We start from the raw sequence: 11970 nt of genomic DNA, 5'->3' as shown, positions 1-11970 counted from the left end.
GGCTCAGGCGATGCACGGTGCGAACGACAACCGCACCGTGCGCATGAAGGTAAAGATGACGAATGCCACTGCCGAAGCAGTCGCGCAGCGACCAGCCATCTGCCGGCGCTGCTCCAGCGTCATGCGACGACCAAACTGCTGCACCGCCTCGCTGCCACGCGCAGAGGCGATGACGAGCGATGACAAGGCAACGGTGGGTCGCTGCATGCGCATCGATCAGTAAACGCGCGGCTTCGGCGGGACCACGTCCACATCCTGGCTCAGCGTGTACATGTGCACAGGGCGGTAGTCGAACTCGCACTTGCCCTTGTCGTCGACGGTCACCAACGTGTGCTTCTGCCAGTTGACGTCGTCGCGGTCCGGGAAGTCTTCGTGCGAGTGCGCGCCGCGGCTTTCCTTGCGCTGTTCGGCCGAATTGATCGTCGCCACCGCGTTGAGCAGCAGGTTGTTCAATTCATAGGTCTCGATCAGGTCCGAATTCCACACCAGCGAGCGGTCCGACACCTTGACGTCCTCGAAGGTGGCGAAGATCTCGGCCATCTTGTCCACGCCTTCTTTCAGCGTCTTGCTGGTGCGGAACACGGCGGCGTCCGACTGCATGGTGCGCTGCATGTTGTCGCGGATCACGGCCGTCGGCGTGGAGCCGTTGGCGTGACGCAGCTTGTCCAGCAAGCCCAAGGCCTTGTCACAGGCATCGGACGGCAAGGTCTTGTGCGGCTGATTCGGCTTGACCGTTTCGGCGCAGCGGTTGGCGACCGCGCGACCGAACACCACCAGGTCCAGCAATGAGTTCGAGCCCAGACGGTTTGCACCATGGACCGAGACGCACGCCGCCTCGCCGATGGCATACAGGCCCGGCACCACGGCATCCGCATCGTCGCCCTGCTTGCGCACGACCTCGCCGTAGAAGTTAGTCGGAATACCGCCCATGTTGTAGTGCACCGTCGGCAGCACCGGGATCGGCTGCTTGGTCACGTCCACACCGGCGAAGATGTGTGCGCTTTCGGCGATGCCGGGCAACTTTTCGTTGATCACTTCCGGCCCAAGGTGGGTCAGGTCGAGCAGGATGTGATCCTTGTGCTCGCCTACACCGCGGCCTTCGCGAATTTCCACCGTCATCGAACGCGACACCACGTCGCGCGAAGCCAGGTCCTTGTAATGCGGTGCGTAGCGCTCCATGAAGCGCTCGCCATTGCTGTTACGCAGGATGCCGCCTTCGCCGCGCACGCCTTCGGTGATCAGGCAGCCCGCACCGTAGATGCCAGTGGGATGGAACTGCACGAATTCCATGTCCTGCACAGGCAGGCCCGCACGCATCACCAGGCCGCCGCCATCACCGGTACAGGTGTGTGCGGAGGTGGCGCTGAAGTAGGCACGGCCGTAACCGCCGGTCGCCAGCACCACGCCGTGGGCGCGGAACAGATGCAGCGAACCTTCGGCCATGTCCAGTGCGAGCACACCACGGCAGACGCCTTCTTCGTCGAAGATCAGATCGAGCGCGAAGTACTCGATCATGAAGCGTGCGTTGTGCGCCAACGACTGCTGATACAACGTATGCAGCATGGCGTGGCCGGTACGATCGGCTGCGGCGCAGGTACGCTGCGCGGACGGGCCTTCACCGTACTTGGTGGTCATGCCACCGAACGGGCGCTGGTAGATCTTGCCCTCTTCGGTCCGCGAGAACGGCACGCCGTAGTGTTCGAGTTCGATGATGGCCGGAATCGCCTCGCGACACATGTACTCGATCGCGTCCTGGTCGCCCAGCCAATCGGAGCCCTTGATGGTGTCGTAGAAGTGATAACGCCAATCGTCTTCGCCCATGTTGCCCAGCGCTGCGGAAATACCGCCCTGCGCTGCCACGGTGTGCGAACGGGTCGGGAAGACCTTGGTCAGGCAGACCGTCTGCAGGCCCTTCTGGGCCAGGCCGAACGTGGCGCGCAGGCCGGCGCCACCGGCGCCCACCACGACCATGTCGTACTTGTGTTCTGTGATCTTGTAAGCGGACATCGAATTATGGGTTCCTGTTTGGTCGCTGACGACTCAGCTCATGCCCAGCGCGATACGCGCCACGGCAAACACGCTGACGATGGCGCCCAGCACGGCAACAAAACGCACGAGGGTTTGCGCAATCAGTGCGAGCAACGCGTCGTGCACGTAGTCTTCCAACACCACCTGCATGCCCAGTTGCGCATGCCAGAACGAAGCGACGAGGAAGGCCACCAGCAGGATCGCATTCCACGGCTTGGCCACTGCCGCGCTGGCAGCAGCGTGATCGGCACCGATCAGGCTCAGCACGAAGATCAGGAACCAGATCGACAGCGGTACCAGTGCGGCCGCGGTCAAGCGCTGGATCACGAAATGTTCGGTACCGGTTTTGGCGGCACCCAGGCCGCGCACATTCTTCAGCGGGGTACGGTAGCGGCTCATACGGCACCTCCGGACAGCAATACGTAAGCCCAGATGGCAGCGGTGAGCACAAGGCTCAGAACCACCGACAACCAACCCATGCTGATGAACGAGCGCACGGCGTAGCCTTGCCCGAAGTCCTGCAGCATGTGGCGCAGGCCACCGAACAGGTGGAAGGCGAACGACCAGGTCCAGCCGAACAGGAAGACCTGCCCATACCAGGTTGCCGCCTGATCGCGGAAACAATTCCAATGGTCGGGGCCAAGCATCAATGTGAGCAAGGCAGCGGCAATTCCCAGTGCGCCGACAGACAGTACGATGCCGGTGGCTCGATTGAGAATCGAGGTCACCATCTGTATCTGCCAACGGTATACCTGGAGATGCGGGGAGAGAGGACGTTCGCGGATCGCCATTCGCTGGGCTCGTTTTCTCGGCTGTGCGGCACTAGGCCGCTGTGGCTAAAAGCTGCTCAAAAATCGATGCAGCGTCCATTTTTTTCCCAGTCGCCGTAGCGCGTTGGCTCGGGGCCGTCGCGCCCACCAATCTCCTTCGGCAGTGGCTTTTTCTCGGGAATATGCTCCTGAGAAGAAGGCTGCGTCTCGGAATCCTGCGCTGGGGTGGGGGTTGGATGGCCTATCATAGTGCTCTCACAACTTGGCGATTTTAGTCCTCCCCTTCCGTGGCTGACAACCTGAATCTCATTCCGCAGGGTTTTGGCTCCCTGCACGACATGCAATACGTCCGACTGGCCGGTACGGATGCAGTGGCGTTTGCGCATGCCCAATTTGCCAACGACGTACAGGCGCTGGCGGTTGGGCAGTGGCAGTGGAACGCGTGGCTGACGGCGAAGGGGCGCGTGATTGCCATCTTCGCACTCCTGCGTGAGGACGACGCACACTTACTGATGCTGTTGCCGGACGGCAACGCGGCCGAGATCGCCACGCAACTCAGCCGTTTCGTGTTCCGCCGCAAGCTGAAAATCGTTACTGCCACGCTGTTTGCCTACGGCGGCTTCGCAGCACCGGAGCACGCGCATGCCGCACGGGCCGAGATCGGAACGCAGCGTATCGAGCTGGATCTGGGCAGCGCCGCGCTGCCGCGCACGTTATTGCTCTACAGCCCGGATGCATTGGCGACGCCTATCGAACTGCCGAGTGCAGATGCGCACTGGCGGACGACCGATCTGCAACTGGGGCTCGCCCGGCTGGTCGAGGGCCAGCGCGAACAATGGACGCCGCAGCAGTTGGCACTGGACCGCCTGCAGGCGTACAGCGTCAAGAAAGGCTGCTACCCGGGCCAGGAAATCGTGGCGCGGACGCACTTTCTGGGCAAGGCCAAGCGCGCGTTGCAGTTGCTGGAAACCGGTGCTGCCGTGAATGCAGGCGATGCCGTCGCACTGGACGGTAGCGCGATCGGCACAGTGGTGAGCGTGGCGGGTAACCTTGCGCTGGCGGTATTGCCGTTGGAGCTGACGCTGGACGCCGGTACCGCGTTGCAGGCAGGCACGCATGGCGCCCGGCCACGCGCACTTACGACGGGGCTGGAGCGTTAGCAGCTAACACAGTCGCGAGCCGTGCCAGGTGGGCGTCGACGTCATGCAGCACCTCAGTGACAAAGCGGCACCCGCCGATTCCGAACGCCAGCCGTGCCCGTCTGGCGGCGGCGTGCCTGTTTGACCAGTCGGCCTACGCGGCCTCCAGCCGCTGCCCGGTGGCTGGATCGAAAAAGTGCAAGGCCTCGCTGCGCAATGCCAGGCGCAACGGCTGGCCCACCGCCGGCAAGCTCTGCGGCGGGACACGGATCACCAGTGGCTGACCGCCACGGTCGAGATTGAGGAAGATCTCGTTGCCGACCGGCTCGATCACATCGACACGCGCATCGAAGCCCAGCACCGCATCGTCGGACGGCTGCAAGTGTTCCGGGCGTACGCCGACGATCACGTCCTGGCCGAACCAACCCGCATCGACCCGCGCCGCGCCAAGCGGGACGCGCCAACCATCGGCCATGACCAGGTGCAGGCCGTCGTGCGCGTCCAAACGTCCCTGCAGCACGTTCATCGCCGGGCTGCCCAGGAAACCGGCGACGAACAGATTGGCCGGACGGTCGTACAGCGCCATCGGGCTGTCGATCTGCTGGATCACGCCATCCTTGAGCACCACGATGCGCTGGCCAAGCGTCATCGCTTCGACCTGATCGTGGGTGACGTAGATCATGGTGGTGCCAAGCTTGCGGTGCAGCTGCGCAATCTCGGTGCGCACGCTGTGGCGCAACTTGGCGTCCAGGTTGGACAGCGGCTCGTCGAGCAGGAACACCGAGGATTCGCGCACCATCGCCCGGCCCAGCGCCACGCGCTGACGCTGACCGCCGGACATCGCCTTGGGCAGCTTGTCCAGCATCGGGGTCAGACCCAACAACTCCGCGGCGTTGTTGACGCGTTCGGCGATGACCTGCTTGGGATGCCCGCGCAGTTTGAGCCCGAACGCCAGGTTTTCGGCCACGGTCATGTGCGGATACAGCGCGTAGCTCTGGAACACCATGGCGATGTCGCGATCCTTTGGCGCCACGTCGTTGACCACGCGCTCGCCGATCTTCAGCGTGCCGGCGCTGATGTCTTCAAGCCCGGCGATCATGCGCAACAAGGTCGACTTGCCGCAGCCGGACGGCCCCACCAGCACCATCAGCTCGCCGTCGGCCACTTCGAAACTCGCGCCCTGCACCGCCACCTGGCCATTGTCGTAGACCTTGCGGACACCTTCCAACTGCACTTTCGCCATCGTTCGGCCTCAACGTAAGTTGTGCGCCCTGCCCTCGGCCCTCCCGATGGCGGTGACGCGACATGCGCTTGCAAGGAACTTCCTGCAAACGAATGCATTGGTTTATTCTGACATGTAATCGTTTTCACATGGCAACATCGATCGCCGGAGGAGCATGCCACCACTCAGTCATGACGCCATTGCCTGCAGTGCAGCTCGCCGCACGCAGCATGGCATGCCGTCACGCAGGTGCAGCTATGCCGCCGTGGCGCTAACCGCTGATCGCCAGTTGCTGCAACAATCCGGGATTGGGTGTCAGCGTCCATCCCCCGCTGCGCGCACGCAAGTGTCGCTCAGGAACAGACGTACCGACCGCCGGCCGACCGGCGCCTTTCCGCCAAGCTGCTGATAACGATGTCTCCAGAATCTGAAACGCGGTCCATGCACAACACCCTGATCCTGTTCGGCGCCACCGGCGATCTTGCCCAGCGCTATCTCTTTCCCTCCCTGCTGCGTCTGTTCATCGACGGCCTGCTGCCGGACGACTTCCGCATCCGTGCGCTGGCGCTGTCGCCGCACGACACCGATGGATTTCGCGACGTGCTGCGGCCGCGCCTGACCGAAGCGCTGCCGATCGCTACCGCCGAACAGATCGACACGCTGCTACAGCGGGTCGACTATCGCTCGGTGGATCTGCGCAATGCCGATTCGGTGGCCGACGCGGTCCGCGAACTGGCCAGCGGTCGGTGTGTGAGCTATCTGGCGATCCCGCCCGGCCTGTACATCAGTACCTGCCAGGGCCTGGCGTTGGGTGGCGCGCTGGCGGCACCGCATCGCTTGATGCTGGAAAAACCGATCGGCCACGACTCGGACAGCGCCCGTGGCATCCTGCAGTCGATTGGCGCGCTGATCGACGAAGACCGCGTGTTCCGCCTGGACCATTACCTGGGCAAGGCGGCGGTGCAGAATCTGATCGCGCTGCGCTTCGGCAACACGCTGCTGGAGGCGGTCTGGAACCGGACCTACATCGAGTCGGTGCAGATCCTGGTCGCCGAAAGCGAAGGCGTTGACGGGCGTGACGCCTACTACGCCCGCTCCGGCGCCCTGCGCGACATGGTGCAGAGCCATATCCTGCAGCTGTTGTGCCTGGTGGCAATGGAGCCGCCCGCCTCGCTGGAAGCCGACCGCATCCGCGATGAGAAGGTCAAGGTGCTGCGCGCCTTGCGCCCGATGACCGCCGAGCACGCCGCGCACGACTGCGTGCGCGGCCGCTACACCGCCGGCAGCATCAACGGCCAGCCGGCGCAGGCCTACCACCCGCCGGAAGGCAGCGACGTGGAAACCTTTGTCGCCGTCACCGCGCATATCGATAACTGGCGCTGGGCCGGCGTGCCGTTCCACCTATGCACCGGCAAGCGTCTGGCCGAGCGCTCCACCCGCATCGTGGTGACGCTCAAGCCGGTGACGCACTGGCTGTTCGAACGCCCCGACCGCCAGAACGCGGTGCCGAACCGCCTGACCTTCCAGTTGCAGCCGCAGGAAAACATCGAACTCGGCCTGATGAGCAGCCTGGCTGGCCCGGAATGGGGCGCGATCGAACTGCAGCCGCTGGAACTGGAACTGTCGGTGCCGACCGGCCTGCACCGTCGTATCGCCTATGAACGTCTGTTCGTCGACGCCTTCAACGGTAACCCGGCGCTGTTCGTGCGCGACGACGAGGTCAAGGCGGCGTGGTCGTGGATCGACAGCGTGAGCGACGCCTGGAAAGACGCCGCACTGCCGCTGCAGCCCTACCCGGCCGGCAGCTGGGGTCCCGAATCGGCCACCCACTTCCTGCCCCCGGCCACCGACGCACAGGGAAACAACGCATGACCGCTCCTTCTAAGCCGGTGCTGGTTGCCGATATCGGCGGTACCAATGCGCGCTTCGCGCTGGCCGATGTCGACGCCTCGGTGCCGTTGCTGGATGACACCTCGCGCGAATTTGCGGTGGTGGACTTCGGTTCGCTGGGCGAAGCGGCGCGCTATTACCTCGACCAGATCGGCGTGCAGGCCACCCAGGGTGTGTTCGCCGTGGCGGGCCGCGTGGATGGCGACGAAGCGCGTATCACCAACCACCCGTGGGTGATCTCGCGCTCGCGCACCGCCACCATGCTGGGTTTCAGCACCTTGCATCTGATCAATGACTTTGCCGCGCAGGCAATGGCGATCAGCCTGCTGCGTCCACAGGACGTGGTGCAGGTAGGCGGCGCCAGCTGGCGTCCGGCACCGATCGATCAAGCGCGCAACTATGGCGTGATCGGCCCGGGCACCGGCCTGGGCGTGGGCGGCCTGATCATCCGCAACGGGCGCTGCTTTCCGCTGGAAACCGAAGGCGGCCATGTCAGCTTCCCGCCCGGCACGCCGGAAGAAATCCGCATCCTGGAAATCCTGTCCGAGCAGTTCGGCCGGGTCTCCAACGAGCGGCTGATCTGCGGTCCGGGCCTGGTCAATATCCATCGCGCGTTGAGCGAGATCGCGGGGGTCGATCCGGGCCCGCTGCAACCCAAGGACATCACCGCACGCGCGGCTGCGGGCGACCCGCGGTCCTCGCGCACCATCGATCTGTTCTGCGCCATCTTCGGTGCGATCGCCGGCGACATGGTGCTGATGCAGGGCGCCTGGGACGGCGTGTTCCTCACCGGCGGGCTGGTGCCCAAGGTGCTGGATTCGCTGCAGCATTCCGGCTTTCGCCAGCGCTTCGAACACAAGGGCCGTTTCTCCGCGATCATGTCGAAGGTGCCATCGCTGGCGGTCATGCACCCGCATGCCGGCCTGCTGGGCGCCGCCGCCTACGCGGTGGATGCACAACGTCAGCACCCCGGGGAGCAGCGATGAATCTGCAAAACAACCCGCGCATCACCCTGGTGCGCTACGACGACCCGGCCGAATGGACCGAGGCGGTCGCCAGCGAAATGGCCGACCTGCTGGAACAGGAGATCTCCCGGCGTGGCCAGGCACGCATGCTGTTGTCCGGCGGTACCACGCCGGCGCCGGTATACGAGTCCCTCGCCCACCGGCCGCTGGACTGGTCGCGGGTGGAAGTTGGCCTGGTCGATGAACGCTGGTTGTCGCCGCAGGATCAGGACAGCAATGCCTGGCTGGTCAATCACAGCTTCCTGACCCACGCACCGGCCGCGACCTTCATTCCGCTGGTCCGTCCGGGCAAGCAACTGCCCGAATGCGTGCACACCGCCAACCTGCAGGCCAGGCATGCCGAACCAGCCTGTCTGGCGGTGCTGGGCATGGGCGGCGACGGGCACACCGCCTCGTTGTTTCCGGGTGCCACCGACCTGCCCAAAGCGCTCGCCAGCCCGCAGCCGTACGCATCGCTGGATGCCACGGGCTGCCCGGGCTCGAACCAATGGCCGTTGCGCATCACCCTGACGCCTGCAGGCCTTGCCAGCATTCCAACGCGCCTGCTGCTGTTGCGTGGCAAGCAGAAGCTGGACGTGCTGCAGGCTGCGCTTGCAGGCGACGATGTCAACGAATATCCCATCCGCGTGGCGCTGCAGCAGCCTGGTCCGCGGTTGCGGGTGCATTGGTGTGCTTGAATGCAAGTGGTTTGATGCGAGTTCCTCGCAACAGCCGATGTGATGCGAGTCCCTCGCAACAGCCCGTACATCCATGTGCGGGGAATTAAAAGAGCATTTCCTTCCCCCTGTTTCTCATAGCCGGTAGCCAATGAGCCTGCATCCGAATATCCAAGCCGTCACCGACCGTATCCGCAAGCGCAGCGCTCCCTCGCGCGCGGCGTATCTGGCCGGTCTCGATGCCGCCCTGCGTGAGGGCCCGTTCCGTAGCCGGTTGAGCTGCGGCAATCTTGCGCACGGCTTCGCTGCGTCCGAGCCGGGCGACAAATCGCGTCTGCGCGGTGCGGCCACGCCGAACCTGGGCATCATCACTGCCTATAACGACATGTTGTCGGCACATCAGCCGTTCGAGCACTACCCGCAGCTGATCCGCGAGACTGCCCGCACGCTTGGTGCTACCGCACAGGTGGCTGGTGGCGTGCCGGCGATGTGCGACGGCGTGACCCAGGGCCGCGCCGGCATGGAGCTGTCGCTGTTTTCGCGCGACAACATCGCCCAGGCGACAGCCATCGGCCTGAGCCACGACATGTTCGACAGCGTGGTGTACCTGGGTGTATGCGACAAGATCGTGCCGGGCCTGCTGATCGGTGCGCTGGCGTTCGGCCATTTGCCGGCGATCTTCATGCCGGCCGGCCCGATGACGCCGGGCATCCCGAACAAGCAGAAGGCCGAAGTGCGCGAACGCTACGCCGCTGGCGAAGCCACCCGCGCCGAGCTGCTGGAGGCCGAAGCCTCGTCCTACCACTCGCCAGGCACCTGCACCTTCTACGGCACGGCCAACTCCAACCAGGTATTGCTCGAAGCGATGGGCGTGCAGCTGCCCGGTGCCTCGTTCGTCAATCCGGAGCTGCCGTTGCGTGATGCGTTGACCCGCGAAGGCACCGCGCGCGCATTGGCGATCTCGGCATTGGGCGAGGACTTCCGTCCGTTCGGCCGCTTGATCGACGAGCGCGCCATCGTCAATGCCGTGGTCGCGTTGATGGCGACCGGCGGCTCGACCAACCACACCATCCACTGGATCGCAGTGGCGCGTGCGGCCGGCATCGTACTGACCTGGGACGACATGGACCTGATCTCGCAGACCGTGCCCCTGCTGACCCGTATCTACCCGAACGGCGAAGCCGACGTGAATCGCTTCCAGGCCGCAGGCGGCACGGCATTCGTGTTCCGCGAACTGATGGACGCCGGCTACATGCACGACGATCTGCCCACCGTGGTGGAAGGCGGCATGCGTGCCTACATCAATGAGCCGCGCCTGCAGGACGGCAAGGTGTCCTACGTGCCGGGCACCGCCACTACCGCCGACGACAGCGTGGCGCGTCCGGTCGGCGATGCCTTCGAATCGCAAGGCGGGCTGCGCCTGCTGCGCGGCAACCTCGGCCGCTCGTTGATCAAGCTGTCGGCAGTCAAGCCGCAGCACCGCAGCATCCAGGCACCTGCGGTGGTGATCGATACACCGCAGGTACTCAACAAACTGCACGCCGCCGGCGTGTTGCCGCACGATTTCGTGGTGGTGTTGCGCTACCAGGGCCCGCGCGCAAACGGCATGCCTGAGCTGCATTCGATGGCGCCGCTGCTGGGCCTGCTGCAGAACCAGGGCCGGCGCGTGGCATTGGTCACCGACGGTCGCCTGTCCGGTGCCTCGGGCAAGTTCCCGGCCGCAATCCACCTGACGCCCGAAGCGGCGCGCGGCGGCCCGATCGGCCGCGTACGCGAAGGCGACATCGTGCGCCTGGACGGCGAAGCCGGCACCCTGGAAGTGCTGGTCTCGGCCGAAGAATGGGCATCGCGCGAGGTTGCCCCCAATACGTCCATTGCCGGCAACGACCTGGGCCGCAATCTGTTCGCCATCAACCGCCAGGTCGTCGGCCCCGCCGACCAGGGCGCGATCTCGATTTCCTGCGGCCCGACCCATCCGGACGGTGCGCTGTGGAGCTACGACGCCGAGTACGAACTCGGTGCCGATGCCGCAGCCGCCGCGGCACCGCACGAGTCCAAGGACGCCTGACCCCCTTCCCTCCCTGCGACCGCTCCGCCGGTCGCCGTCACCCGGAGTTGCAATGACGATTGCCCAGACCCAGAACACCGCCGAACAGTTGCTGCGCGATGCCGGCATCCTGCCGGTGGTCACCGTGGACACGCTGGACCAGGCGCGCCGCGTCGCCGATGCGCTGCTCGAAGGCGGCCTGCCCGCGATCGAGCTGACCCTGCGCACGCCGGTTGCGATCGATGCGCTGGCGATGCTCAAGCGCGAGTTGCCCAACATCGTGATCGGCGCCGGCACCGTGCTGAGCGAATTGCAGCTGCGTCAGTCGGTGGATGCCGGTGCAGACTTCCTGGTGACCCCGGGCACGCCGGCGCCGCTGGCGCGCTTGCTGGCGGATGCGCCGATCCCGGCGGTTCCTGGCGCGGCCACCCCGACCGAGCTACTGACATTGATGGGACTGGGATTCCGCGTCTGCAAGCTGTTCCCGGCCACCGCTGTGGGCGGTTTGCAGATGCTCAAGGGCCTGGCTGGCCCGTTGTCCGAGCTCAAACTGTGCCCCACCGGCGGCATCAGCGAGTCCAACGCCGCCGAGTTCCTGTCGCAGCCGAATGTGCTGTGCATCGGCGGTTCGTGGATGGTCCCCAAGGACTGGCTGGCACAAGGCCAGTGGGACAAGGTCAGGGAAAGTTCGGCCAAGGCGGCGGCGATCGTGCGGCAGGTGCGGGCGGGCTGACGCGCTGACGCCATCTCCAGCGGGTTGATCGTTGGAAGACTTCGAATCTGTACGTCGATACAGGTGTACGGATTCGCTAAGGACGGCATTGAAGATCGAGTGATCCTGCATGACGGCGATCACTGCAGTGTTCGCTCGTAAGCCGAAGAAAATCTTTCGAAGCATCCTTGAGCGCGCGGCTTTTCCACTCGAAGCCCTGGCAATGACATACCGGGGCGGCAGCGTGGCCGGGGATCGGCGGAGAGCGGCACAGGGATGTGCCGCGACGGCGCGTCAGACAGGATGTCTGCCGCGCCGAAGAGCCGATCCCCGGCCGCGCTGTCGCCCCTCACCGAAGCCGGTGACTAACAGGCGGGGGCTTCAATTCTTGCACCGGCCGTACACACCGTACCCTCACCCCTCTCCCGTGGGGAGGGGGGCTTCAAGCGCATCATGTCGTTGGAGACTTGCGCGCTGTTGG

12 protein-coding genes are annotated in these 11970 nt (G+C 65.0%); 6 read left to right on the top strand and 6 right to left on the bottom strand.

Features of this window, described 5'->3' with window-relative positions; translation table 11 throughout:
- Nucleotides 1-3: 3 nt before the first annotated feature.
- From J7360_RS10595 to J7360_RS21380, 5 genes are read right to left on the bottom strand one after another with little or no spacing between them, the layout of a single operon-like run.
- Complete coding sequence (locus J7360_RS10595; protein WP_209033820.1) at nt 4-207, bottom strand: hypothetical protein; 204 nt, start codon at nt 205-207, stop codon at nt 4-6.
- Nucleotides 208-216: 9 nt separating this feature from the next.
- Nucleotides 217-2007 carry a succinate dehydrogenase flavoprotein subunit gene (gene sdhA / locus J7360_RS10590; protein ID WP_057662188.1) on the bottom strand — a complete coding sequence of 597 codons (1791 nt, stop codon included), beginning with the start codon at nt 2005-2007 and terminating at the stop codon, nt 217-219.
- A gap of 33 nt (nt 2008-2040) precedes the next feature.
- Nucleotides 2041-2427 (bottom strand): succinate dehydrogenase, hydrophobic membrane anchor protein, encoded by a 387-nt coding sequence (gene sdhD, locus J7360_RS10585; RefSeq protein ID WP_022559171.1) that lies wholly within the window; start codon nt 2425-2427, stop codon nt 2041-2043.
- On the bottom strand, nt 2424-2819 hold the full coding sequence (gene sdhC, locus J7360_RS10580) for a succinate dehydrogenase, cytochrome b556 subunit (RefSeq protein ID WP_007963517.1): 396 nt from the start codon (nt 2817-2819) through the stop codon (nt 2424-2426). Before sdhC ends, sdhD begins: the two co-directional genes overlap by 4 nt.
- A 56-nt stretch (nt 2820-2875) precedes the next feature.
- Nucleotides 2876-3046, bottom strand: coding sequence for a DUF1674 domain-containing protein (locus tag J7360_RS21380; RefSeq protein WP_005929790.1), 171 nt, complete (start codon nt 3044-3046; stop codon nt 2876-2878).
- 39 nt (nt 3047-3085) lie between these two features.
- Between J7360_RS21380 and J7360_RS10570 the strand changes: the two genes are divergently transcribed.
- Nucleotides 3086-3958, top strand: a complete 873-nt coding sequence (locus tag J7360_RS10570; protein ID WP_209033818.1) for a folate-binding protein YgfZ — start codon at nt 3086-3088, stop codon at nt 3956-3958.
- Nucleotides 3959-4091: 133 nt separating this feature from the next.
- Here J7360_RS10570 and ugpC read toward each other — a convergent pair whose 3' ends face one another.
- Nucleotides 4092-5180: a sn-glycerol-3-phosphate ABC transporter ATP-binding protein UgpC gene (gene ugpC / locus J7360_RS10565; protein WP_007963519.1), complete on the bottom strand. Its 1089-nt coding sequence runs from the start codon at nt 5178-5180 to the stop codon at nt 4092-4094.
- 420 nt (nt 5181-5600) lie between these two features.
- Here ugpC and zwf point away from each other — a divergent pair, with 420 nt between their 5' ends.
- The 5 genes from zwf (at nt 5601) to J7360_RS10540 (ending at nt 11510) form a co-directional block, all read left to right on the top strand.
- On the top strand, nt 5601-7031 hold the full coding sequence (zwf, locus tag J7360_RS10560) for a glucose-6-phosphate dehydrogenase (protein ID WP_057662194.1): 1431 nt from the start codon (nt 5601-5603) through the stop codon (nt 7029-7031).
- Nucleotides 7028-8035, top strand: a complete 1008-nt coding sequence (gene glk / locus J7360_RS10555) for a glucokinase (protein ID WP_005929801.1) — start codon at nt 7028-7030, stop codon at nt 8033-8035. Before zwf ends, glk begins: the two co-directional genes overlap by 4 nt.
- On the top strand, nt 8032-8751 hold the full coding sequence (gene pgl / locus J7360_RS10550) for a 6-phosphogluconolactonase (RefSeq protein WP_022559168.1): 720 nt from the start codon (nt 8032-8034) through the stop codon (nt 8749-8751). The genes glk and pgl overlap by 4 nt, the downstream gene beginning before the upstream one ends.
- Nucleotides 8752-8881: 130 nt before the next feature.
- Nucleotides 8882-10798 (top strand): phosphogluconate dehydratase, encoded by a 1917-nt coding sequence (edd, locus tag J7360_RS10545; RefSeq protein ID WP_007963533.1) that lies wholly within the window; start codon nt 8882-8884, stop codon nt 10796-10798.
- A gap of 52 nt (nt 10799-10850) precedes the next feature.
- Nucleotides 10851-11510, top strand: coding sequence for a bifunctional 4-hydroxy-2-oxoglutarate aldolase/2-dehydro-3-deoxy-phosphogluconate aldolase (locus tag J7360_RS10540; RefSeq protein WP_057662197.1), 660 nt, complete (start codon nt 10851-10853; stop codon nt 11508-11510).
- Nucleotides 11511-11970: the final 460 nt, after the last annotated feature.

The organism is Xanthomonas sp. D-99 (assembly GCF_017746145.1).
GTDB classification, from domain to species: Bacteria; Pseudomonadota; Gammaproteobacteria; order Xanthomonadales; family Xanthomonadaceae; genus Xanthomonas; species Xanthomonas cissicola.
Note: the sequence above shows the minus strand (reverse complement) of the source record. Positions and strands in the feature narration are given on the sequence as shown.